At 62.6% G+C, this 24151-nt stretch carries 22 protein-coding genes; 14 read left to right on the forward strand and 8 right to left on the reverse strand.

The window, feature by feature from the left end; translation table 11 throughout:
- Positions 1-9 precede the first annotated feature (9 nt).
- The 4 genes from G559_RS0105075 to G559_RS0105090 all read left to right on the forward strand — a co-directional run bounded on the left by G559_RS0105075 (position 10) and on the right by G559_RS0105090 (position 5229).
- Complete coding sequence (locus G559_RS0105075) at positions 10-1353, forward strand: MFS transporter (RefSeq protein ID WP_028627206.1); 1344 nt, start codon at positions 10-12, stop codon at positions 1351-1353.
- 58 nt (positions 1354-1411) lie between these two features.
- Entirely contained in the window at positions 1412-2152 is a 741-nt protein-coding gene (locus G559_RS0105080; RefSeq protein WP_036996961.1) for a nitroreductase, read from the forward strand.
- Positions 2149-3801 (forward strand): AMP-binding protein, encoded by a 1653-nt coding sequence (locus G559_RS0105085; RefSeq protein WP_028627208.1) that lies wholly within the window; start codon positions 2149-2151, stop codon positions 3799-3801. Before G559_RS0105080 ends, G559_RS0105085 begins: the two co-directional genes overlap by 4 nt.
- A gap of 165 nt (positions 3802-3966) precedes the next feature.
- Positions 3967-5229, forward strand: coding sequence for an OprD family porin (locus tag G559_RS0105090; RefSeq protein WP_028627209.1), 1263 nt, complete (start codon positions 3967-3969; stop codon positions 5227-5229).
- 428 nt (positions 5230-5657) lie between these two features.
- Here G559_RS0105090 and G559_RS0105095 read toward each other — a convergent pair whose 3' ends face one another.
- The gene (locus tag G559_RS0105095; RefSeq protein ID WP_028627210.1) at positions 5658-6683 is read right to left on the reverse strand and encodes a patatin-like phospholipase family protein; all 1026 of its coding nucleotides are present in this window, start codon (positions 6681-6683) and stop codon (positions 5658-5660) included.
- 166 nt (positions 6684-6849) lie between these two features.
- Between G559_RS0105095 and G559_RS0105100 the strand changes: the two genes are divergently transcribed.
- Positions 6850-7128: a hypothetical protein gene (locus G559_RS0105100; RefSeq protein ID WP_028627211.1), complete on the forward strand. Its 279-nt coding sequence runs from the start codon at positions 6850-6852 to the stop codon at positions 7126-7128.
- Here G559_RS0105100 and G559_RS0105105 read toward each other — a convergent pair.
- Positions 7098-8144 (reverse strand): AraC family transcriptional regulator, encoded by a 1047-nt coding sequence (locus tag G559_RS0105105; RefSeq protein WP_028627212.1) that lies wholly within the window; start codon positions 8142-8144, stop codon positions 7098-7100. The genes G559_RS0105100 and G559_RS0105105 overlap by 31 nt on opposite strands.
- Positions 8145-8280: 136 nt before the next feature.
- Between G559_RS0105105 and G559_RS0105110 the strand changes: the two genes are divergently transcribed.
- From G559_RS0105110 to G559_RS0105130, 5 genes are all read left to right on the forward strand, one after another.
- Positions 8281-9750 carry a flavin-containing monooxygenase gene (locus G559_RS0105110; protein ID WP_028627213.1) on the forward strand — a complete coding sequence of 490 codons (1470 nt, stop codon included), beginning with the start codon at positions 8281-8283 and terminating at the stop codon, positions 9748-9750.
- Positions 9734-10672 carry an alpha/beta hydrolase gene (locus tag G559_RS0105115; RefSeq protein ID WP_028627214.1) on the forward strand — a complete coding sequence of 313 codons (939 nt, stop codon included), beginning with the start codon at positions 9734-9736 and terminating at the stop codon, positions 10670-10672. Before G559_RS0105110 ends, G559_RS0105115 begins: the two co-directional genes overlap by 17 nt.
- A 1-nt stretch (position 10673) precedes the next feature.
- Positions 10674-11435 (forward strand): SDR family oxidoreductase, encoded by a 762-nt coding sequence (locus G559_RS0105120; protein WP_028627215.1) that lies wholly within the window; start codon positions 10674-10676, stop codon positions 11433-11435.
- Positions 11436-11762: 327 nt separating this feature from the next.
- Positions 11763-12104, forward strand: coding sequence for a ribonuclease E inhibitor RraB (locus G559_RS0105125; protein ID WP_028627216.1), 342 nt, complete (start codon positions 11763-11765; stop codon positions 12102-12104).
- Between the two features lie 171 nt (positions 12105-12275).
- On the forward strand, positions 12276-12983 hold the full coding sequence (locus G559_RS0105130) for a type 1 glutamine amidotransferase (protein ID WP_028627217.1): 708 nt from the start codon (positions 12276-12278) through the stop codon (positions 12981-12983).
- A 301-nt stretch (positions 12984-13284) separates the two neighbouring features.
- Here G559_RS0105130 and G559_RS0105135 read toward each other — a convergent pair whose 3' ends face one another.
- The 6 genes from G559_RS0105135 to G559_RS0105160 form a co-directional block, all read right to left on the reverse strand.
- The gene (locus tag G559_RS0105135) at positions 13285-14709 is read right to left on the reverse strand and encodes a gamma-aminobutyraldehyde dehydrogenase (RefSeq protein ID WP_028627218.1); all 1425 of its coding nucleotides are present in this window, start codon (positions 14707-14709) and stop codon (positions 13285-13287) included.
- A gap of 148 nt (positions 14710-14857) precedes the next feature.
- On the reverse strand, positions 14858-15664 hold the full coding sequence (locus tag G559_RS0105140) for an ABC transporter permease (RefSeq protein ID WP_028627219.1): 807 nt from the start codon (positions 15662-15664) through the stop codon (positions 14858-14860).
- A complete protein-coding gene (locus tag G559_RS0105145) occupies positions 15654-16592 on the reverse strand; it encodes an ABC transporter permease (RefSeq protein ID WP_036996924.1) in 939 nt (312 codons plus the stop codon). The genes G559_RS0105140 and G559_RS0105145 overlap by 11 nt, the downstream gene beginning before the upstream one ends.
- A 3-nt stretch (positions 16593-16595) precedes the next feature.
- Positions 16596-17606: an ABC transporter ATP-binding protein gene (locus G559_RS0105150; RefSeq protein WP_028627221.1), complete on the reverse strand. Its 1011-nt coding sequence runs from the start codon at positions 17604-17606 to the stop codon at positions 16596-16598.
- Positions 17607-17656: 50 nt separating this feature from the next.
- Complete coding sequence (gene ydcS / locus G559_RS0105155; protein WP_028627222.1) at positions 17657-18808, reverse strand: putative ABC transporter substrate-binding protein YdcS; 1152 nt, start codon at positions 18806-18808, stop codon at positions 17657-17659.
- 320 nt (positions 18809-19128) lie between these two features.
- The gene (locus G559_RS0105160) at positions 19129-19680 is read right to left on the reverse strand and encodes a peroxiredoxin (RefSeq protein ID WP_028627223.1); all 552 of its coding nucleotides are present in this window, start codon (positions 19678-19680) and stop codon (positions 19129-19131) included.
- Positions 19681-20123: 443 nt separating this feature from the next.
- Between G559_RS0105160 and G559_RS0105165 the strand changes: the two genes are divergently transcribed.
- The 4 genes from G559_RS0105165 (at position 20124) to G559_RS0105180 (ending at position 24120) form a co-directional block, all read left to right on the forward strand.
- Positions 20124-21533, forward strand: a complete 1410-nt coding sequence (locus G559_RS0105165) for a circularly permuted type 2 ATP-grasp protein (protein WP_028627224.1) — start codon at positions 20124-20126, stop codon at positions 21531-21533.
- Between the two features lie 2 nt (positions 21534-21535).
- Entirely contained in the window at positions 21536-22486 is a 951-nt protein-coding gene (locus G559_RS0105170) for an alpha-E domain-containing protein (protein ID WP_028627225.1), read from the forward strand.
- Positions 22483-23280, forward strand: coding sequence for a transglutaminase family protein (locus G559_RS0105175; protein WP_028627226.1), 798 nt, complete (start codon positions 22483-22485; stop codon positions 23278-23280). The genes G559_RS0105170 and G559_RS0105175 overlap by 4 nt, the downstream gene beginning before the upstream one ends.
- 108 nt (positions 23281-23388) lie before the next feature.
- Positions 23389-24120 carry a proteasome-type protease gene (locus G559_RS0105180; protein WP_028627227.1) on the forward strand — a complete coding sequence of 244 codons (732 nt, stop codon included), beginning with the start codon at positions 23389-23391 and terminating at the stop codon, positions 24118-24120.
- Positions 24121-24151 lie beyond the last annotated feature (31 nt).

Raw genomic sequence — 24151 nt, forward strand, 5'->3', positions numbered from 1 at the left:
AGACACGATATGCAATCACTGAACGCATATGCGCTTGCGGCGGAATCAAAATTCGGCCGATTCCACGGGCTCATTCTCTTCTGGTGCGTCCTCATCCTGATCATTGATGGCTACGACCTCGCCGTAGTTGGCGCAGCGTTGCCGGCAATCATGCAGGATATGAATGTTGATCCGACTAGCGCCGGCATCATGGCTGGTTCTGCGCTGTTCGGCACCATGCTCGGGGCGATATTCCTCGGGACGCTAGCAGATCGCATCGGTCGGCCAAAGATGATAGCCATCTGCGTGGCACTGTTCAGCATATTCACTGCAGCTGCCGGTTTCACCAACGACCCCATCACTTTTAGCATCAGCCGCTTCATCGCTGGTCTTGGCATCGGCGGTGTACTGCCGGTATGCACCGCCCAAATGGGCGAGTACTCGCCCCTGAAGTTGCGGACTCGTCTGGTGACCATTGTTTTCGCCGGCTACTCCGTCGGCGGCATCCTGGTCGCACTCACCGCGAAGCAACTCATCGAGAGCCATGGCTGGCAGTGGGTCTTCTATGTGGCAGGCCTACCGGTACTCCTGATCCCCTTCATCCTGAAGAGCATGCCGGACTCCATCGGCTTCATGCTGAAGAAAGGTCGCCAGGACGAGCTTCGTGAAATCGCCCGGCAAATCGAACCCGGTCTAAATATCAGCAACGACACCGCGATGACCGGCAACCCCGCGATGGTGGGCAAGCAAGAAACCCCGGTTCGCAATCTGTTCAAGGACGGTCGTGGCTTCAGCACTGTAATGATCTGGGCGGCCTTTATGACCGGTCTATTCATGGTGTATGCGCTTAATTCCTGGCTGACCAAACTCATGGCCATGGCCGGCTTCAGCCTCGGCTCGGCACTGAACTATGTCATCGTGTTCAACGTCGGCTCTATTGCTGGAGCCATTTTCGGCGGCTGGTTGAGCGACAGGCTGAACATCAAGCATGTGCTGGTCAGCTTTTACATCGTGGGGGCCATTGCCCTGACGTTGCTGGGCTACACCCGCTCGACGACTCTCTTGTTCGCTGTCGTGTTCGTCGTGGGCGCATCCACCCTCGGCACTCAGCTGCTGGCCTATGCCTACGCCGGGGACTTCTACCCATCAACGATCCGCTCCACCGGTGTCGGCTTCGCATCGGGTGTAGGGCGTATCGGCGCCATCGTCGCCCCAGTTCTCATCGGTTGGCTGGTTTCCCTGAGTTTGCCGCTTGAACAGAACTTCATGGCGATCAGTCTCGCCGGTCTGATCGGGGCCGTGGCAGTCACCATGATCAACCAGTCGTGCGCCGACTCCACCCAAGCCAGAAAGGCTCCAGCCCTATCTAATTAACTTTGGACGCCGGACGACCCTTCGCTTCCTCAGAAAAACGAGTCTGTAAGAGATGATCATGAACCGCTTATCGCAACCGCCGCTCTCGCCAGAGCTCCTGAGCCAGACGGTTGATTGGGCGATTACTACCCGCCGGAGCATCAGGGCTTTCCTGCCTAAGCCGGTGCCGCACGAGGAAATCGAGTCAATCCTCAACGTTGCGCGCTTCAGTGCCACTGGAGTGAACATGCAGCCGTGGCGGGTTCATGTCGTTACGGGGGAAACGAAGGATCGCCTTTCCCAGGCAATCGCTGGGATCGACAACGATCCGTTGCTGAGCATGGGCCTCGAAGATCCCTACGAATACTATCCGCGCGAGTGGGTGACTCCGTACGTTGATCGTAGGAGAAAGGTGGGTTGGGAACTCTATGGCTTATTGGGTATTGCCAAGGGTGACAAGCACCGCATGCATCAACAGCACGGCCGCAATTATCGTTTTTTCGATGCCCCGGTCGGCCTGCTTTTCACCATTGACCGAGTGCTGCAGGAGGGGAGCCTGCTTGATTATGGAATGTTCCTGCAAAGCGTGATGGTGGCGGCGCGCGGCAGAGGTTTGCATACCTGCCCGCAAGCCGCATTCCTGAAGTATCACAACGTGATTGCAAAGGTTCTCGCGATTCCCTCCGATCAGATGCTGGTGTGTGGGATGAGTCTCGGGTATGCCGACGAGTCCAGCATTGAGAACACCTTGGTTACTGATCGAGAGCCGGTAAGGGCGTTTACCACATTTCATCACAATAATAAGGAGACAACCCCATGAAACCTGATGCCTATGAGAGCGGGCTTGACCGTAATCCTGCGAACCACGTTCCGCTCACTCCGCTCGGCTTCCTTGACCGTGCAGCCCTGGTACATCCAGAGCGGCATGCCGTGGTTCATGGTGAACTGCGCAGAACCTGGACTGAAACTCGCGAACGCTGCCGCCGACTAGCTTCCGCCTTGGTCAGCAGAGGCCTGAGTAACGGTGAAACCGTGTCCATCCTGTCCCCCAACACTCCGGCGATGCTGGAAGCCCACTACGGAGTGCCGCTGGCCGGCGCAGTCCTGAATACCATCAACTATCGCCTCGACGCTGAGGGTGTTGCCTTCATCCTGCGACATGGCGAGTGCAAGTTGCTTCTGGTCGACCGTGAGTTCGCAGGCCTAGCTGCGGCGGCACTCGATCTGCTTGAGCAGCCCCCGGTGGTGATCGACATCAATGACCATTTAGCGCCGGTTGGCCCTGCGATTGGCGAAACCGACTACGAGACCCTATTGGCAGGCGGCGATCCTGAGTTTGACGGCGTGTGGCCGAGCAGCGAATGGCAGCCGATTGCTCTCAATTACACGTCGGGTACCACGGGTGATCCCAAGGGAGTCGTGGCCAGCCACCGTGGCACGTACTTAATGAGCATGCTGCAAATGACCAACTGGCCGCTGGCACGAGCTCCGCGATACCTCTGGACGCTGCCCATGTTCCATGCCAACGGCTGGTGCTTCACTTGGGCAATCACCGCAGCCGCCGGCACGCATATCTGCCTACGTAAGGTGTCGGCCGAGACGGTGTTCGATGCCATCGATAACCATGGCGTAGACCACTTCTGCGCCGCGCCCATCGTAATGGCAATGATCGCCAATGCGACGGATCGCCGCCCGCTGAACACTCCAGTACGCGTGCTTACTGCTGGTTCGCCGCCGCCTGCTGCCGTACTGAAAGCTGTGCTGGCTCTTGGCTTCGATGTGGATCACGTTTACGGCATCACCGAGGTGTCTGGTACTCCTGTGAGCTGTGTATGGCAGGACGCGTGGGACGATCTTCCAGAGAACGAACAGTGCGCTCTTCGTGTGCGCCAGGGTGCCCGCGCTGCGGCCTTTGAAGATCTCATGGTCGCGGATCCCGAGACCTTGGTGCCGGTACCGCACGACGGCCACACCACTGGTGAACTACTAATGCGCGGCAATACCGTGATGATGGGCTACTTGAAGAATCAGAGCGCCACTGAGAAAGCGTTCGCAGGTGGCTGGTTCCACACGGGGGATGTCGCCGTCGTCCATGAGAACGGCTATATCCAAATCACGGATCGCTGCAAGGATGTGATCATCTCCGGCGGCGAGAACATCTCTTCCATCGAAATTGAGGAGGCCATTCACTCCCACCCCGCCGTCCTGCACGCCGCTGTTGTTGCCCAACCGGATGACAAGTGGGGAGAAGTACCCTGCGCATTTGTCGAACTCAAACCTGGCGTCGCTGCACCCACCGAAGAAGAAATCATAGCGTTCTGCCAAGGCCGCCTCGCGCGATTCAAATGTCCGCGCCGAGTAATCTTCGATGAACTGCCGAAAACAGCCACCGGGAAAATTCAGAAGTTTCTTCTCCGTGAACGTGCGGGTAGCCGTGACGCCATTGTCCGCCTCGCTTCGAACTGTTGAGCCGAAGCTTCAGCGCCGGGTGCATACACGCGGCGCTGAATGTTAGTTGCCGACAAGAAACCAAGAAAAGCCCGGTCAAAGAGTTATTGACTTAGATATAAACCGAATGCTGCCAACTATGGCGGCACGTACTCATGCACACTAAAACAACAAAAGGCACCTATAATGTCGAAACACTCCATCAGATTTTTTTTAGCTTTAGCAATCGCGACTCCAGTGCAATTTGCATCAGCTGAGTTAATTAAGGATTCGAAGGGATCTTTGGAGCTTCGCAACTTTTACTACAACCGTGATTTTCGAAACGACGGCGCTACGCAGTCTAAACGGGACGAGTGGGCCCAAGGCTTTATCCTTAACTTGCAATCCGGCTTCACCGAGGGGACGGTCGGCTTTGGTGTAGATGCTCTCGGCCTGCTAGGGGTGAAACTGGACTCCAGTCCCGACCGCACAGGTTCGGGGCTCCTGGCGTTCGATTCGGAGCGGAACGTGGAGGATGAATATGGCAAGTTTACGCTCACGGCCAAGGCTCGCATGGGCAAAAGCGAACTCCGGGTGGGCGGTATAAGTCCACTGATGCCCTTGCTGTGGAGCAACAATAGTCGCCTCCTGCCACAGGTCTTCCGAGGTGGTTCGCTAGTGTCCAACGACTTGGATCCACTGACAATTTCGGCAGTGCGAGTGAACGCGGTCAAGCAGCGCAACTCAACTGACTTTGAACATCTCACCACCTTCGGCTACCGAGCCGTCGAGGCGGATCACTTCGACTACCTGGCCTTCGATTATAAGGCTCTGCCGACGCTAACACTGAGTTATCACGTTGCTGAGCTCGAAGATCAATATCGCTCCAACTTCTTCGGTCTGAAGTTGAACCAGCCCCTGTCGACTGGCGCTGTGATCGCAGACATCAGACTGTTCGACGCAGGGGAGACTGGTGACGAACGCTTGGGGGAAGTGGATAACCGCACTCTTAGCAGTTACTTCGCCTACAACCTGAAGGGGCACACCATCGGCGGGGGGTACCAGAAGGCCTGGGGTGATACATCGTTCGCCTTCGTTAACGGCAGCGACACCTATCTGTTCGGTGAATCCCTGGTCAGTACCTTCACTGCACCCAACGAGCGGATCTGGTTCGCGCGCTACGATTACGATTTCGCCACTATCGGTATTCCCGGCCTAACGCTCGGACTGAAGTATGTGAAAGGCGATGATGTCGATCCTACTTTGTTGAGCACTCGCCAGGCGGCAGCCCTGCGTGCCGAAGGGCAGGAGGGCAAGGAGTGGGAGCGTGTCACAGACATCACCTATGTCGTTCAGAGCGGGCCAGTGAAGGGCCTGGCTGTGCAATGGCGGAACTCCACCAACCGATCAACCTACGCGGATAGCGCCAACGAGAACCGCTTCATCGTTCGCTACACGTTGAATTTCTAGGACACCAATCTCCGTTAGGTTTTTTTGCGAAAGTAAGCTTCACCGATGCTCCTTTCTTTGGGTCAGATTGCTCGGTTAAACGACAGTCTGGCTCTTTTTTATTCAGAATTTGCCACGTACTAAGTAAATGTAATGCCGCTTATTCATATAACTCAAAAATATTATGACAGTTACTGATGCAGAGCCTCGAGAACTCCAGTCTTGGCGTCGATACACTGCGTCATCGAGAAAAAAACTTGATGTGGCAGGGTGGGTATTTACGGGGCACTTATTTCTTCTGTTAGGCTCCGACAATCACTTGCAAGTTTGGCCGAGCGGGACATATTCAGTCTTTCTGGAGTGGCCGCTTATGGCCGAAATAAGCCCGCCGCAACTTTCTCCTTCCGGCTCTAACCGCCTACTTACAATCCCCCTAATCAACTACCCCCTCATTTCCCCTGCTCATACCGCTCCAGGGTTTCCCGGGCGATCTGCCGGCCGAGCTGGATCAGTTCCGGCGCTTTGTAGAACTCGAAGAAGCGGCACACGCGCTTGGGCACGTTGATGAGGATGTCCGGCGGGTAGCCGGCGATCTTGTATTGGGCGAGTGAGGTTTGCATGACCTCGAAGCTCTGGTTCACCAGGTCCAGCAGGGAGGCGGGGCCGACGCTGGCGATGACTTCCGACCCGCTGGCGGATCGGGGGGCGCCGTGGGTTTCCGGGGCGGCGGCGGGTTGCTGCATTTGCGGTGCGGCGTTTTCCAGCCAGGGGTTGCCGCCGGGCAGGCTCTCCGGGTCGAGTATGTCGTGGGGTTCGAAACCGCTGCGTTTGAGGAAGGGCAGCCGCGAGCCCAAAGAGGCCATCAGCAGGTCGATGCGGCTCTTGATTGCCGGTGGGCGCTCGATCACCGGAAGCTGGTAGTCGCGCTGGGTGGTGGCGTTGAGGTTGACGGCGATGATCAGGTCGCAGTGGCTGGACACCACCGGGATGATGGGTAGCGGGTTCAGCAGACCGCCGTCCACCAGCATGCGGCTGCCCTGGACCACCGGCGTGAACAGGCTGGGAATGGCTGCCGAGGCGCGCATGGCCTGGTGCAGGCAGCCTTCCTGGAACCAGATTTCCTGCTGGTTGGTGAGGTCGGTGGCGACCGCCGTGTAGGGGATGGACAGGTCTTCGATGTTGATTTCGCCGACGATGTCGCGGATGCGCCCAAAGACTTTCTCGCCACGGATGGCGCCCAGGCGGAAGCTCACATCCAGAAGGCGCAGTACATCGAGGTAGTCCAGGCTTTCGGTCCAGTCGCGGTAGTGGTTCAGCTTGCCGGCGGCGTAGATGCCACCCACCACGGCGCCCATGGAGCAGCCGGCAATGCAGGCGATTTCATAACCGCGCGCTTCAATTTCTTCTATCACGCCGATGTGCGCATAGCCGCGCGCACCCCCTGACCCCAGCACCAGTGCCACGCGTTTGTTCATTCGGAATTCCCCCACCAACAGTGTTTCGACGATACGCCCGTGGCGGGGCGTCGCCAAGGCGCTCTGCAAACCTGCCGGGGCTAGTACACGAAGTTGAATGTTGTGAGTATCGGACCGTCTATCGAGACACTAGACTCTGCCGATCTTCACCACAGGAGTTGTATAGATGAAAGCCTGGATCAGCCTGCCTTTGATCGCCTTGTTGCTCGTCGGTTGCGCCGGCAAGACAGCTTTTCGCACGAGCTGCGCTTCAGAACTCGATGCCGCCTGGAAGGAGCTGGACCTGGCCAAGGCCGAAGGTTTCTCCGGCACCGTGAGTTACTCCAAGGCGCTGAGCCTGCTCACCGCGGCCAAGACCCAGCAGCAGTTCGAAGCCTTCGAGGGCTGCACCAGCAAGGCCGAGAAGGCCCGCTTCTATATTCGCGAATCGCGTGCCGGCCGCTGACTCTCGAGCCGGTACTGACCCGGCGTGATTCCCTTCCAGCGCTTGAAGGCATGGATGAAGTTCGACACTTCGCCATAGCCCAGGCGCTCGGCAATTTCCTCCAGGCGCAAGGCGGTCGAGCTCAGCAGCTCTTCCGCCAGCGTCTCCAGCACTTCCTCCTGCAACTGTCGGAAGCTGGTGTCTTCGGCCGCCAGCTTGCGGCGCAAGGTGCGTGACGTCATATGCAGCGCCTGCGCCAGGCGTTCCATGTCTGGCAGCTGTCCCGGCCTGGCCAGCAGCAGGTCGCGGATGCGCCCGGCAAAGCCGGTGCGCGCCCGACGGCGGGCCAGGATGATCTTGCACTGCGCCTCGCAATGCTGCGCCACCTGCGGGTTGGCGCCGGGCAGGGGAAGGTCGAGCAGGGCGCGGGGAAAGACGATGCAGTTGCGGCTGGCACCGAATTGGGGCGTCACCCCCAGCAGTTCACGCCAGGGTGTGACGTCGGCGGGCTCGGGAATGCGGAAGCTGGCCCGGCGCACCGCAAGCGGGGCGTTGACCAGGTCGTGGTACACGCTGAGCGCACCGGAAACATCCCGCTCCAGCAGGAAGCCGCGCAGGTCGTCCGGCAGGTCCTGCTCTTCCAGGGTCAGCCAGGCGTCGTCGCCCTGTTCCTCCAGGTGCATGCTGTGGAAGGCGTAGGTCAGGTCCAGGTAGCGCAGGCCCAGTTGCACGGCGCTGCGAAAGGTGGCGCTGCTGAGCAGGGCGAAGCCCCAGATGCCGTAGGTGTTGAGGCGATAGCGCCGCCCGGCCTGCAGGCCCATGCCGGGATGCTGGCCGAGGTGTCGGGCGAGGTTGCGCAGCAGTTCGAGCTCCTGACTGGCGACGACCTCCGCACCGGGATCGCCGAGCAGGCACCAGTCCAGCCCGGTTCCGGCCAGGCATTGTTCCAGGGTGAGGCCCTGGTCGAGACCGAACTGGGTCATCAATTGCACGCTGATGGCGCTGCGGCGGGGTGGTCGGGGTGTGGGGCTGGGCATCGAGGCTTTGCTCTGGGTTGTCCGAAATTCACAATTTACTGTCCGACTATGCCATAACACGCCGATTTACGCCGAACTAGCATGCTTCCATCACGCAGGCCCCGTGCCGGCGTGTCACTACCAATGGGAGATAACAATGACCAACAGTTCCCAGCCCGGTGCGCCCCTGCACGTGCTGATCATTGGCGCTGGCTTCGGCGGCCTGGGCCTGGCCATCCAGTTGCAGAAGGCGGGCATCCAGGACTTCCTGATCCTGGAGAAGGGCAGCGAAGTCGGCGGCACCTGGCGTGACAACAGCTACCCCGGGGCGGCCTGCGATGTGCCCTCGCACCTCTATTCCTTTTCCTTCGAGCCCAAGACCGACTGGTCGCGCAAGTACGCGCCCCAGCCGGAGATTTTTGCCTACCAGCGTCATTGCGCCGACAAGTACGGGCTGCACCGGCATATTCGTTTCGGTTGCGAGGTGGCGGGTGCGGAGTTCGATGAAGCCAGCGGCACCTGGCAGGTGCAGACCCGCACGGGCGAACGCTTCCACGCCCGGGCGCTGGTCAGTGCCTGTGGCCAGCTGAACCGCCCGGCCTGGCCGCGCATTCCCGGCCTGGACGGGTTCAAGGGCGAGCTGTTCCATTCGGCTCGCTGGAACCATGGCTACCCGTTGGAGGGGAAGCGGGTGGCGGTGATCGGCACGGGCGCCAGCGCCATCCAGTTCGTTCCGCAGATTGCCCCGAAGGTGGCACAGCTCACGCTGTTCCAGCGCTCGGCGGCTTATGTGATTCCAAAGTCGGACCGTGCCTACCAGCCCTGGGAGCTGGCGCTGATGCGGCGCCTGCCCGGGTTGCAGAAAGTCGACCGGATGCTCAAGTACATCCAGCATGAGTCGCGGGTGCTGGCGTTCTCGGTGTTCCCATCGTTGATGAAGCTGATGCAGTTCCGCTTCCGCCGACACCTGGCACGCGGCATCACCGACCCGGCATTGCGCCAGCGTCTGGTGCCGGACTACCCGCTGGGCTGCAAGCGCATCCTGATCTCCAACGATTTCTATCCCGCCCTGGCGCGATCCAATGTCGAGGTAGTCAACACGGGCATCCGCGAGGTGACGGAGCGTGCGGTGGTCACCGATGACGGCCGGCATCATGAGGTGGACGCCATCATCCTCGGCACCGGCTTCACCGCCACGGATTTCCTCGCCCCCATGAGCATCCGCGGGCTGGGTGGGCGCGACCTGAACCAGGCCTGGCGTGAGGGCGCGGAGGCCTATCTGGGCGTCAGCGTCAGCGGCTTCCCGAATCTCTTCATCCTCTACGGACCCAATACCAACCTGGGGCACAACTCCATCATCTACATGCTGGAAAGCCAGTTCCGCTACGTACTCGACGGAATCCGTGCGCTGAGCGGTTTACGCTACCTCGACCTCAAGCCCGAGGTGCAACGCCATTTCAACCTGCGGCTGCAGCAGGATGTGCGCCACACCATCTGGGAGCAGGGCTGCAACAGTTGGTACAAGACCGCTGACGGCCGCAACACCAACAACTGGCCGGGATTCACCTTCAGCTACCGTCAACAGACTCGTCGCCTGGAACTGAATCACTATGAATGCACCCGTTGAATTCACTGCTCCCGAGCCCGGCCAGCCGCTGCTGCGGGCGACCCTGCGCGGTGCCCTGCGCCTGCTGTTCCGTGGCCTGATGCGGCCACCCATGCCGGTGGCATTGCAGCGCCTGGTGCTGCGCTTTCTCACCGCCAGCACCCTGGCGCCCCGGGGCGTGGTGCGCGAAGGCGGGCAATTGGGCGGTCGCCCCTGCGAGTGGCACCGGCCCCAGGGCGGCAGCCATGTGGTGCTGCTTTATCTGCATGGCGGGGCCTTCATCACCGGCTCGCCTGCCACTCACCGGGCGATCACCGCCAGCCTGGCCAAGCGGGCCGGTGTGGCGGTGTGTGCGCTGGATTACCGGCTGGCACCGGAGCATCCCTTTCCCGCGGGGCGGGAGGATGCCGTGGCGGCCTACCGCGAGCTGCTGGAGGCGGGCTATCCGGCTTCGCGCATTGTCATTGGCGGCGATTCGGCGGGGGGCAACCTGACGCTCCTCTGCGCATTGGAGATACAGCGTCAGAACCTGCCCCAGCCGGCAGGGCTGGTCTGCTTCTCGCCGGCCACGGACCTCAGCGGCACGGCGCAACACACTCCACCGGCCGGCGACCCGCTGATTCACCCGGCGTGGGTGGAGCAGGCGATGGACCTTTATTGCCCGCCCGGAATGGATCGCCGCGACCCGGCCCTGTCGCCAGTGTTCGCCGATCTCTCGGGGCTGCCGCCCACGCTGGTGCAGGTGGCCGAGGACGAAATCCTGCGCGATGACAGCCTGCGTCTGGCCAGACGGGTGCGTGAGGTCGGGGGCTGGGTGCGGTTGGAGCGTTATCCCGGCCTCTGGCATGTGTTCCAGGCTCACACCGGGGTGTTGCGCACGGCCGACCAGGCCCTGGCCAGTGCTGCGGACTTCATCTGCAAGCATGTGGAGGCGGAGGCCTGAGATGGACAACATCCTGATTACCGGCGCTGCGTCCGGCATTGGCGCGGCGACCGCGCGGCTGTTCCATGAACGGGGCTGGCAAGTGGGGCTGATCGACCGGGACGCCGCGGCGCTGGCCACCCAGGCGGCTGCCCTGGGCGGTGTCTGGCACCAGGCCCTGGATGTGACCGACCTGGCGGCCGTCGAAGCCGCGCTGGCGGACTTTTGTGGCCGCCACGCGGGGCAGTTGCGCCTGCTGTTCAATTGCGCAGGTGTGCTGCGCTTCGGCCATTTCGAGGAGATCGACATGGCCGAGCATGCGCGCATCCTCACGATCAACGTGCTGGGGCTCGTGCAGGTCACCCACGCGGCCTTTCCCTACCTCAAGGCCACCCGTGGCGCCCAGGTGATCAACATGGGGTCGGCTTCGGGCGTCTATGGCACGCCGCACATGGCCAGCTATTCGGCCTCCAAGTTCGCGGTGCGCGGCTTCACCGAGGCCCTGGAACTGGAGTGGCGCCGCCACGGCATCCGCGTCGGCGACCTGATGCCACCCTTCGTGCGCACGCCGATGGTCAGCAGCCAGGGTTTCGAGCCGCCGGTGCTGCGGCGCCTGGGGGTGAACCTGGACGCCGAGGACATCGCCCAGGCCGCCTGGCAGCAGGCCCAGGGTGCAGCGGTGCATCGGCCGGTGAGCTGGCTGTTCCGCCTGATGTACGGCGCGGGGCAGGTTTCGCCGGCCTGGGTGAACAGGGGGATCATGAAGCTGTTGAGCGGGGCGTGATGGATACAGGTGGCCGAGCGCAGGGCCAATTTGTTGACAGAGGAAGCCTGGACGCCGCCTGTCGCCACTTTTGTGACAATTTGTCCTGCTTTTCGGCAGACCGGCCGTGGTGGCGCTACCCTGCAAAATGAAAGCTGAAACAATCACTCGACGAGTGAGTCAGTGGCCAGGTCCGCGCGGGGCTTGGCCAGGGTCTGGCGCTGTGTCTGCAGAGTCGGCCCGGGGGCGGCACTGCGTGGTGCCGCGAGGCCGATTCCACCGGCTTCTCGGATTAGCGGAAAAGCGAAAAAGCGGAACTCTCATCCATCGCTAAGAGGAGGTCGTTTCATGAGCACAGCCTTCCACGATGATGTCAGCAGTAGTCTGTTGCGCCGCATGAAAGAAGGCGGTTTCGATTTTGCCCGTGTCCATCCGATCGAGTTTTACGCCATCTTCCCCGACGAGGACCGGGCGCGACTGGCGGCGAAGAATTTTCGTGGTGAGTCCTTGAATGCCCAGGTATCGGTACGCGCCGACGGGGTCTGGCACCTGCAGGTGAGCAAGGTGATGTACGCCACCCACACGGGAATCGGTGATTTCGAGCACGATCTGGAGGCCCTGGTGGTCCCGCTCGGCGGTGTGCTCGATGGCTGGGGCGTGACCCAGGAAGTGGGCGTCACGCGACCTTGAAGCCAGCCCGGTTCGTGGCGGTCAATTCGCTGCGAACCGGGCATTCCGGACAATTCTTCGGCTGGTTTTCCTTCCCCCCTCTGGCTCGCGTATTTCCTGCAAAAACATACACTTCCATTACTCGACCTCGGCATGGCCTTTGCCTCAGACTCCGCCAACGGAGGGGACCCCATGACCGACATCCTGATTCTTACCCACGCGGATTTCTGCCCACCCGGCCACCTGGCCACCGTCCTGGACCGAGAGCAGCGCGACTTCACCGTATTGCGCACGGACCTGGGCGAACTGGATGGCTACGACCTGGACCGGCCCAAGGCCGTGGCCATCATGGGCGGGCCCATGAGCGTCAACGACCCGCTGCCCTGGATCGGGGCGGAGGTCGACGCGTTGCGTCACTTCATCGCGCGCGATGTGCCGATGATCGGCCACTGCCTGGGCGGCCAGTTGCTGGCTCGTGCCCTGGGCGCCTCGGTGCACCGCATGCCCTACACCGAGATTGGCTGGCAGCCGCTGGAGAAGCGCGCGCTGGCGACGGACAACCCCTGGCTGGCGCACCTGCCACGGGAGTTCTCGATCTACCAATGGCACAGCGACACCTTCGACCTGCCTGAAGGCGCCCAGTGGCTGATGGACAGCCCCTGGTGCCCTAACCAGGGTTTTTCCTGGGGCAACAAGGTTCTGGGCCTGCAGGGCCATCCGGAAATGACCGAGGACCTCGTGCGGGGCTGGCTGACCGATTGGGCGCACCTGCTGGATGAGACCCAGCCCAGCCAGCAGGCCAGGGCACGCATGCTCGATGACCTGCCCACCAAGGTGGCGGCGCTGAACCAGGTGGCGGAAGGGTTCTACCGGAGATGGTTGAAGCTGGCATTTGGCTGAATGGCCTGTGGGGGCGATTTCAATCGCCAAGGGCAGCAATGCTGCTCCCTGCGGGCTCGAAGGGCAGACCTTCGGCCTGCTTGGCGAATGAGTTGGCTGTGTCTGCGTTAGCTGTTGCTAGAGGGCAACCGGTGAACCTGGACGCCTGTAGGAGCCAGCTTGCTGGCGAAAATGTCCGCGTTCGCTAGCAAGCTAGCTCCTACAAGGGATTCCAGGACCTTCAACACTTTACGCAGACATAGCCAATGAGTTCGCCCCTACGGAAAGCAGTTCTCCCCGACAGGTACTTCTGCCTCCACCGCTAGTGCTTGATCATCACATGCCGCACCACGGTGTAATCTTCCAGGCCGTACATGGACAGGTCCTTGCCGTAGCCGGACTGTTTGAAGCCGCCGTGGGGCATTTCGTTGGTGAGCATGAAGTGGGTGTTGATCCAGGTGCAGCCGTATTGCAGCCGTGATGCCACGGCCGCGGCGCGGCCCACGTCGCGGGTCCAGAGTGATGACGCCAGGCCGTAGTCGGAGTCGTTGGCCCAGCGTACGGCCTCATCCACGTCGCTGAAGGGCGTAACCGTCACCACCGGGCCGAACACTTCCCGCTGCACGATCTCATCATCCTGTTTCGCATGGGCCACCACTGTCGGCTCGTAGAAGAAGCCGCTGCCGGCCACCGGCTTGCCGCCTGTGGCGATCTGGATGTGGGGCAGGGTGCTGGCGCGTTCGACGAAGCCGGCTACCCGCTCGCGCTGGCTCTGGGTGATCAGCGGGCCGAGCTCGGTGGCTGGGTCGTTCTGCAGGCCGGTCTTGAGACTGGACACCGCGCTGGCCAGGTCGGCCACGAAGTTGTCGTAGATCTTCTTGCCGGCGTAGATGCGGCAGGCGGCGGTGCAGTCCTGCCCGGCGTTGTAGAAGCCGAAGGTGCGGATGCCGGCGACCACGTCGGCGAGGTCCGCATCATCGAAGACGATCACCGGCGCCTTGCCGCCCAGTTCCATGTGGGTGCGCTTCACGCTGTCGGCGGCACTGCGGATGATGGCCTTGCCGGTGCCGACCGAGCCGGTGAGGGACACCATGCGCACCAGCGGGTGCGACACCAGCGGGCTGCCCACGGTCGGGCCACGGCCCAGGACGATGTTCACCACGCCCGCTGGAAGCAGTTCGGCGATGAATTCGGCCAGGCGCAGGGCGGTGAGGGGCGTCTGTTCCGAAGGCTTGAGTACCACGGTGTTGCCGGCCGCCAGTGCCGGTCCCAGCTTCCAGGCGGCCATCATCAACGGGTAGTTCCACGGGGCGATGGAGGCAATCACGCCGACCGGGTCGCGGCGGATCATCGAGGTGAAGCCTGGCAGGTATTCACCTGCCGCAGAACCGCTCATGCAGCGGCTGGCGCCGGCGAAGAAGCGGAACACATCGGCCACCGCCGGGATTTCGTCGTTCAGCGCCGCGGCGTAGGGTTTGCCGCAGTTGTCCGACTCCAGCGTCGCCAGTTCTTCGGCATGGCCTTCGATGGTGTCCGCGAGCTTCAGCAACAAGGTGGCGCGGTCGCGCGGCGAAGTTCGCGCCCAGCCCTCGAAGGCTGCGTCGGCAGCGCGCACGGCCGCGTCGACTTGCGCTTCGCTGGCCTCGGGAATCTTCACCAGCACGGTGCCGGTGGCCGGGTTGAGCACGTCCAGCGCCTCGCCTTCGCCGGAGGCGAACTGGCCGTTGATCAGGAGTTTGGTTTGCATGAGACAGGTCCTCGTGCGGACTAGCCCCTCTCCCCCAGGGAGAAGGGTTGGGGTGAGGGAAGTTCGGTGTGGCTCGGACCACCCTCACCCCCGGCCCCTCTCCCGGAGGGAGAGGGGAGCAAAGCCGGGTGAGGGTATGCATGTGTGTTCACTTCCCACCCCCTGCCACTGCCTCGGTCCCCCGCGTGAGGTAGTAGGCGCCGAGAATGGGTAGCATGGTGGCGAGCATCACCAGCAGGGCGACGACGTTGGTCACCGGGACGTCGCGCGGGCGGCTGAGTTGGCTGAGCAGCCAGAGCGGCAGGGTCTGTTCGTGGCCAGCGGTGAAGGTGGTGACGATGATCTCGTCGAAAGACAGCGCGAAGGCCAGCATGCCGCCTGCCAGCAGGGCGGTGGCGATGTTCGGCAGGATGATGTAGCGAAAGGTCTGCCAGCCATCGGCGCCCAGGTCCATGGAGGCTTCGATCAGGCTCTGGGAGGTGCGGCGGAAGCGCGCGATCACGTTGTTGTAGACGATCACTACGCAGAAGGTGGCGTGGCCGACGACGATGGTGAAGATGCCCGGTTCGATGCCGAGGGTCTTGAACGCGGAGAGCAGGGCGATGCCGGTGATGATGCCGGGCAGGGCGATGGGCAGGATCAGCATCAGGGTGATGCTTTCCTTGCCGAAGAAGTCGCGACGATAGAGCGCGGCGGCGGCCAGGGTGCCGAGTACCATGGCCAGGGCGGTGGCCATGCACGCGACCTTCACCGACAGGACGATGGCTTGCAACACATCCTCGCGGCCGAACACCACGGCAAACCATTCCAGGGTGAAGCCTTGCAACGGGAAGCTGTAGGACGACTCCTCGGTGTTGAAGGCATAGAGCAGGATCACCAGGATCGGGAAGTGCAGGAACACCAGCCCGCCCCAAGCGGCCAGGCGCAGGCCCCAGGATGCTCGTTCAGAGTGCATCGAAAGCTCCCAGCCGTTTGGCGATGGACAGGTAAATGGCGATCAGCACGATCGGTACCAGGGTGAAGGCCGCCGCCAGCGGGATATTGCCCACCGAACCCTGCTGCACGTAGACCATGGTGCCGATGAACAGGCCGCTAGGCCCCACCAGCTGCGGAATGATGAAGTCGCCCAGAGTCAGGCTGAAGGTGAAGATCGAACCGGCCACCACGCCGGGGAAGGCCAGCGGCAGGATCACTTGGGCGAAGGTTTGCCGGGGCCTGGCGCCGAGATCCGCCGAAGCTTGCAGCAGCGACGGCGGCAGGCGCTCAAGGGAGGCCTGGATCGGCAGGATCATGAACGGCAGCCAGATGTAGGTGAACACCAGGAAGCGCCCGAGGTGTGAAGTGGACAGGGTGTTGCCGCCGACGCCGGGCACAGTCAGCAGGGCGCCCAGCAGACCCTCCAGGTGCAGTTGCTGGATCAGCCAGTAGAGGATGCCGCCCTTGGCCAGGATTACCGTCCAGGCGTAGGCCTTGACGATGTAGCTGGCCCACATGGGCAGCATCACGGCGATATAGAAGAAGGCTTTTTCTTTCGGCGTGGCAAAGCGCGCCATGTAGTAAGCGATGGGGAACGCCAACACCGCGCTGGCCAGGCTCACGGCGATGGCCATGGTCAGGGTGCGCAGGATGATGTCGTAGTTGGCCGGGTTGAACAGGGCGGCGTAGTTGGCCAGGGTCAGGTCCGGCGTCACCGCCATGGTGAAGTCATCGAAGGTGTAGAAACTCTGCCAGAGCAGGGCGAACAGCGAGCCTACGTAGACCACGCCGAACCAGAGCAGCGGCGGCGTCAACAGCAGCAGCAGGTAGAGCGTGGATCGGCGGTAGAGCAGGTTGGACAACCCGCGCAGCGGGCCGCTCTGATGGCTGGCGATGACGGTGCTCATGGCCTACTCGCTGAGCGCAACCATCGCGCTGCGCGCCCAGCAGGCGTCTACCTGCTGGCCGGGCTGCGGACGTGCACTGTCGGTCTCTTCGCCATTGGGCAGGCTGACCGCCAGACGCCCGCCACCTTCCAGGTTGAGTTCGTAGCGGCTGCTGGCGCCGAGGTACTGCACGTCGTGCACCGTGCCGCTGACCTGCAGTTCGCCGTTGCTGGCACTGCCGAAGCGCACATGCTCGGGGCGCAACGAGAAAGCGCCCATGTTGCCGGTGAGACGCTGGGCCAGTTCCCCGGAGAGGACATTGGCGGTGCCGACGAATTCGGCGACGAAGCGGGTACGCGGCTGTCGATAGAGGTTCTGCGGGCTGTCCACCTGCTCGATGCGGCCCTTGTTGAAGACCGCCACGCGGTCGGACATGGACAGCGCCTCGCCCTGGTCGTGGGTGACGAAGATGAAGGTGATGCCCAGTTGGCGCTGCAGCTTCTTCAGCTCCACCTGCATCTGTTCGCGCAGTTTCAGGTCCAGCGCGCCGAGCGGTTCGTCCAACAGCAGCACGCGCGGTCGGTTGATCAATGCGCGGGCCAGGGCCACGCGCTGGCGCTGGCCACCGGATAGCTGCGCCGGCTTGCGCTCGCCGTAGCCGGGCAAGGCGACCATGGCGAGCGCTTCCTCGGCACGGGCCAGGCGCTCGGCCTTGGCCACGCCTTTTACCTTCAGGCCGTAGGCGACGTTGTCGCGCACGCTCATGTGGGGGAACAGCGCGTAGTCCTGGAACACGGTATTCACATCGCGCTCATAGGGCGGCAGGCCGGCGGCCTCTTCGCCGTGGATGCGGATGGAGCCTGAAGTGGGTTGCTCGAAGCCGGCGATCAGGCGCAGGCAGGTGGTCTTGCCCGAGCCTGAGGGGCCAAGCATGGAGAAGAACTCGCCGTCGCGAATCTCGATGGACACCCGATCGACCGCCTTCACCTCGCCGTAGTGGCGGCAGACATCGGTGAACTGGACGGCTGTGGTCATGCTCGTGCTCCGGAGGATGGGCTCCCTCTCCCTCCGGGAGAGGGGAGCTATCAGCGCCCGCCCATGATCGCGATGTAGTCCTGGGTCCAGCGACTATAGGGCACGAACTTGCCACCCTCGGCCTGCGGGGTTTTCCAGAAGGCGATCTTGTCGAACTGGTCATAGCCATTGGTGGCGCAACCGCCGGGGCCGAGGAGTTCGCTGCTGGTGCAGCCACCGGCGACCACGGGCAGGGAGCCGAACCAGGCGGCCAGGTCACCCTGGACCTTGGGCTGCAGGGACCAATCCATCCACTTGTAGGCACAGTTCGGGTGCTTGGCGTCCACATGCAGCATGGTGGTGTCGGCCCATCCGGTGACGCCTTCCTTCGGGAACACGGTAGCGACTGGCTGGCCTTCGGCTTTCAGGGTGTTGGCCATGTAGCCCCAGGTGCTGGAGGCGGCCACGCCTTCGTTCTTGAAGTCGCTCATCTGCACGGTCGCGTCGTGCCAATAACGGTGTACCAGGCTGTGCTGCTTGCGCAGCAGGTCGAGCACGGCGGCGTACTGTTCTTCGGTCAGCTGGTAGGGGTCCTGGATGCCCAGTTCCGGTTTGGCGGACCTGAGGTAGAGGGCGGCGTCGGCGATGTAGATCGGGCCGTCGTAGGCCTGTACGCGGCCCTTGTTAGGCTTGCCGTCGGCCAGTTCCTGTGGCTCGAAGACCACGGCCCAGCTATCGGGCGCCTGCTTGTACAGCTTGGTGTTGTACATGAGCAGGTTCGGCCCCCACTGATAGGGCGTGCCGTAGTGCTGGCCGTTGACCGTGTGCCAGGGGGCGTCCTGGAGGCGTTCGTCGAGGGTCTTCCAGTTGGGGATCAGGGCGATGTTGACCGGCTGCACCCGCTTGCCGAATACCAGGCGCAGGGAGGCGTCGCCGGACGCGGTGACCAGGTCATAGCCGCCCTTGGCCATCAGGCTGACCATCTCGTCGGAGGTGGCGGCGGTCTTCACGTTGACCTTGCAGCCGGTGTCTTTCTCGAACTGGGTTACCCAGTCGTAGTTCTTGTCCGACTCGCCACGCTCGATGTAGCCGGGCCAGGCGATGATGTCGAGCTGACCTTCGCCGGCACCGACTTGCTTCAGCGGTTCGGCGGCCTGGGCGGAGGCAACGAGGCAGGCGCAACTGACGGCGAACGAAAGGAGAGCGGGGTTGAGCGAAGGCATTGTCGACTCCTGTTGTACATGACGTGCGGAGCCTGTTCGGCGGAACTGCGTGCCGTTGGCGGTGCGGCGAATGCGAGCCGAAAAAAGCAGTTGCTGCTCGCATTCAGCAGCGTAGTTCGGGGCTTTGGGGCTGACAAGGAAGGAGCGGAGGGAGGTGGCGGCGCGGCGGATCGGGGCGGATATCCGTGGAGGCGAATTCATTGGCTATGTCTGCATTACGTGTTGCAGGCAGCTGCATGCCCGTAGGAGCTGGCTTGCCAGCGAATGGCCCCGTTTCGCTGGCAAGCCAGCTCCTACAAGGAAGTTGACCACTCGCACGCTCAGAAATGAATGGTCGCTTCGCCCTTGTGCCAGTTGCAGGGGCACAGCTCCTCGGTCAGCAGGGCGTCGAGCAGGCGCAGGGTTTCCTGGGGGTTGCGGCCTACCAGCAGGTCATTCACCGAGACATGGCGGATGACGTTGTCCGGATCGATGATGAAGGTCGCGCGCAGGGCTACGCCTTCGCGGCGGTCAAGGATGCCCAGGGCGCTGGACAGCTCGTGTCGGGTGTCGGCCAGCCAGGGGAAGCTCAGGCCTTTCAGGTCCTTGTGGTCGCGGCGCCAGGCGAGGTGGACGAACTCGCTGTCAGTGGATGCACCGATCAGCTGAGTATCTCGGTCGTTGAACTGCTCCAGCAGGTCGCCGAAGGCCCTGATTTCGGTCGGGCAGACGAAGGTGAAGTCGTTCGGCCAGAAGAACAGCACCTTCCACTTGCCACGGTAGCTGTCCTGGTTGACCCGCTTGAAGGCGCTCTCAGGGCTGGGTGCGTGTTCCGAATCATGGTCCACCGCCTGCAGGTCGAATGCCGGCAGTTTGTCTCCGATGGTGAGCATGGCAGGTTTGCTCCAAGGCAGGATGGAGGCACTGGAATGGAGCAAGTATGGAAGGCTCCCGGGAGCTTGGAAAATGTGCTCGGGCTATACCGTCCATAGAAGGCGCTCCGTGACCATAGGTCGACGAGTTATAGGGCAAATTCCAAATCGCAACATATGTATAGAACAATCGGACCCTAGTGGTCACACAAGGCCGGACTAGACTGTCTGTTCCAGGGATGGCGGTGCCCCCAGGCGCAATCAGGGGAACACCTCGCCGTCGCAATCCGTCCAACCCTGTATCGCCGCCAAATAGGGCGGCGCGGTCAGTTCCGCTTCGCGGGCTGCACCAGACTGGGGCGCGACGGCTGTGCGTGTGTTGCAAGTTGTTGAAATGCAAGCGGTTGTTGCGATGGCACGGGGCTTGCGACTGCAAAACGGCCCGTGGCGACAAGGAGTTAGGCATGTCCCGCACTTTTTATGACGAAATGTACGACGCGAGTGGCGAATGCCGTCCGCACTACCGGGAATTCGCACGCTGGCTGGCGGACACGCCCCAGGAGCTGTTGGCCCAGCGACGTCGTGATGCCGACCTGCTATTCCACCGTGCCGGCATCACCTTCACCCTCTATGGCGACGAGCAGGGCACCGAGCGACTGATTCCCTTCGACACCATTCCTCGTTCCATCCCCATGAGCGAGTGGCGGGTGGTGGAGAAGGGCTGCATCCAGCGCGTCAAGGCGCTGAACATGTTCCTCGCCGACCTCTACCACAACCAGCGGATCATCAAGGCCGGGATCATTCCCGCCGAACAGTTGCTGGCCAACGAGGGCTATCAGATCGCAATGCAGGGCCTCGACCTGCACCGCGACATCTACGCCCACATCGCCGGGGTGGATCTGGTCCGCGATGGCGACGGCACCTATTACGTGCTGGAAGACAACCTGCGTACCCCCAGCGGTGTCAGCTACATGCTGGAGGACCGCAAGATGATGATGCGGCTGTTCCCCGAGCTGTTCGCGGCGCAGCGTATCGCCCCCATCGACCACTACCCCAACCTGCTGCTGGATACCCTGAAAAGCTCGAGCCCGCTGGACAACCCCAGCGTGGTGGTACTGACTCCCGGCCGCTTCAACAGCGCCTACTTCGAACACGCCTTCCTGGCCCGCGAGATGGGTGTGGAACTGGTGGAGGGCGCCGATCTCTTCGTGCGCGACGACCGCGTGTACATGCGCACCACCTCCGGCCCGCAACCGGTCGACGTGATCTACCGCCGGCTGGACGACGCCTTCCTCGACCCGCTGGCCTTCAATCCCGAATCCATGCTCGGCGTGCCTGGCCTGCTGGCCGCTTACCGCTCCGGCAACGTGGTGCTGGCTAACGCCATCGGTACCGGGGTGGCGGACGACAAGTCCATCTATCCCTATGTCTGCGACATGATCCGCTTCTACCTGGACGAGGAACCGATCCTGAAGAACGTGCCCACCTGGCAGTGCCGCAAACCCGAAGACCTGTCCCACGTGCTGGCCAACCTGCCCGAGCTGGTGGTCAAGGAAACCCAGGGTTCCGGCGGCTACGGCATGCTGGTGGGGCCCGCCGCCAGCAGCAAGGAGATCGAGACCTTCCGCGAGCGCCTCAAGGCCCGCCCCGAGGCCTACATCGCCCAGCCCACGCTGTGCCTGTCCACGTGCCCGACCTTCGTCGAGCAGGGCATCGCCCCGCGCCATATCGACCTGCGTCCCTTCGTGCTTTCCGGGCGGGAGACTCGCCTGGTACCTGGCGGCCTGACCCGCGTGGCACTGCGTGAGGGTTCTCTGGTGGTGAACTCGTCCCAGGGTGGTGGCACCAAGGACACCTGGATCGTGGAGGACTGACCATGCTGAGCAGAACTGCCTCCGAGCTGTACTGGATGTCGCGCTATCTGGAGCGTGCGGAGAACCTCGCGCGCATGCTCGACGTCAGTTATTCGCTGTCGCTGATGCCCCAGGACGGTCGTGGTGACGGCCTGGAAGAGCTGGCCATGTCCCTGCTCAGCACCGGCACCCTGGAGCTGTACCAGGAGCGTCACGGTGAGCTTAACGCTGGGCGTATGCTGCACTTCTTCGCCCTCGACGCCGACAACCAGGCGAGCATCTTCAGTTGCCTGCGCGCGGCCCGGATCAACGCCCATGCCGTACGTGGGCGGATCACGGCCGACATCTGGGAAAACATCAACGCCACCTGGCTGGAGATGCTGAGCATTTCCAACGAAGGTCTCGGTCGCTATGGCATCAGCCGTTTCTGCGAATGGGTGAAGGAGCGCTCGCACCTGTTTCGTGGCGCCACCTACGGCACCATCATGCGTGGCGAGGCCTACCGTTTCATTCGCTTGGGCACCTTCATCGAGCGGGCGGACAACACCCTGCGCCTGTTGGACTCGCGCTACGAAATGTATGGTGAAGAGTCGGAGGAGGTCAGCGACAACTCCGCCCGTGGCTACTACCAATGGAGTGCCTTGCTCCGCGCACTGTCCTCCTTCGAGGCCTATACCGAGGTGTACCGCGGCTCCCCCAATTCCCGCCAGGTTTCCGAACTGCTGCTGTTGCGCGCCGACGTGCCGCGCTCGCTGCGCGCCTGCATGGAAGAGCTGAACCTCATCCTCGCCAGCCTGCCGGGGGACAACGGCCGGCCGGCCCAGCGCCTGGCCGCCGAACTGGACGCGCGCCTGCGCTACACCGCCATCGACGAGATTCTTGCGGAGGGCCTGCACACCTGGCTCACCGACTTCATCCTGCTGGTCCGCCAACTGGCTCGGGCCATCCACAGCTCGTATCTGGAGGCTGTATGAAACTGTCCATCCGCCACGACACCACTTACCGCTACGACGATCAGGTTCGCGCCAGCATCCAGTACCTGCGCCTGACGCCCCAGGAGAACGAACGTCAGCACGTCTTGAGCTGGCAACTGACCTTGCCGCGTCCGGTACGCGCGCAGATCGACCCGTTCGGCAATACCTTCCATGTGCTGACCCTGGACGAGCCGCACGACGCCATCGTCATCAGCGCTCGCGGCCTCGTGGAGATCGACGAGAAGCGTGAGGCCGAGCATGACAAGCAGTCGGCCTTGCCCTTCCTGCGCTTTACCCGCCTGACCACCGCCGACGACGCCTTGCGCGAGTTTGCCGCGCAACAGTGCGGCAACCGCCGTGACCGCAATGGATTGATTGATCTGATGGCAGGCCTGCACGAGCAGATGCCTTTCAAGAAAGGCGTGACCCGCGTCGACAGCACTGCTGCCGAAGCCTTCGCCGGGCGTGCGGGAGTCTGCCAGGACCACACTCACGCCTTTCTCGCCTGCGCCCGCAGCCTGGGCATCCCGGCGCGCTTCGTGTCCGGCTACCTGTACCAGGGCAATAACCAGAACCTGGCCAGCCATGCCTGGGCCGAAGCCTGGCTGGGCGATGCCTGGTACAGCTTTGATGTGACCAATAAGCTGGCTCGCCCGGAGCGCCATCTGAAGCTGGCGGTCGGGCTGGACTACCTGGACGCCTGCCCGGTTCGCGGCATGCGCCGGGGCGGTGGTGGCGAGCAGATGCACGCCAAAGTGGACGCGCCGCCTCTGCTGTTGGTGCAAGAACAGTAAGTCGGGTTTCCCGACTTCCCACGGCGCCGGCCGCCGCTTACTGCCAGCCCGCAAGGGCCGGCGGCCGGGTACACGACGCGGGAAGCCTCAACAAGGAGAAGTAGCGGCATGACCTACTGCGTCGCCATGCACCTGGCCGACGGCCTGGTGTTCGTATCCGATTCGCGCACCAACGCGGGCATCGACCACATCGCCACCTTCCGCAAGCTCTACACCTTCGGCGTTACCGGCGAACGGCTGATCGTGCTGCAGAGCGCGGGCAACCTGGCCACCTCGCAATCGGTGGTTAACCTGCTCAAGCAGCGCCTGGACGGCTCGATCCCCAACCTGCACAACGTACCGACCCTCTACGACGCCACCGCCCTGGTGGCCGAGACCGTTCGCGAAGTCATCGCCCGCGACGGCGCACCGCTGGCCGGCAATACCGATCTCACCTGCTCCTTCCTGGTGGGTGGGCAGATCGCCGGCAACCCACCGGATCTCTACAGCATCTACCCCCAGGGCAACTTCATTCAGGCCACCCGGGACACACCCTTCCTGCAACTGGGGGAGAGCAAGTACGGCAAGCCGATCCTCGACCGCAACCTGGAGTTCGAAACCAGCCTGGAAGAGGGCCTGCGCTGTGCCCTGGTGTCTTTCGACTCCACCATCCGAAGCAACCTCTCGGTGGGCATGCCGCTGGACCTGCTGGTGTATCACCGCGACAGCCTGATCCTGCCGGTCGGCTACCGGGTGACCGAGGAAGACGAATACTTTGCCGACATCCGCCGCCAATGGGCCGCCGGGTTGCAGAAACTGATCGGCGAGCTGCCGCCGCCGCCGGTGGAATACAACGTGTGATCGGGGAGACCTTCGGCCTCCTTGGCGAATA

The organism is Metapseudomonas resinovorans DSM 21078 (assembly GCF_000423545.1).
In the GTDB taxonomy this organism is placed as follows: domain Bacteria; phylum Pseudomonadota; class Gammaproteobacteria; order Pseudomonadales; family Pseudomonadaceae; genus Metapseudomonas; species Metapseudomonas resinovorans.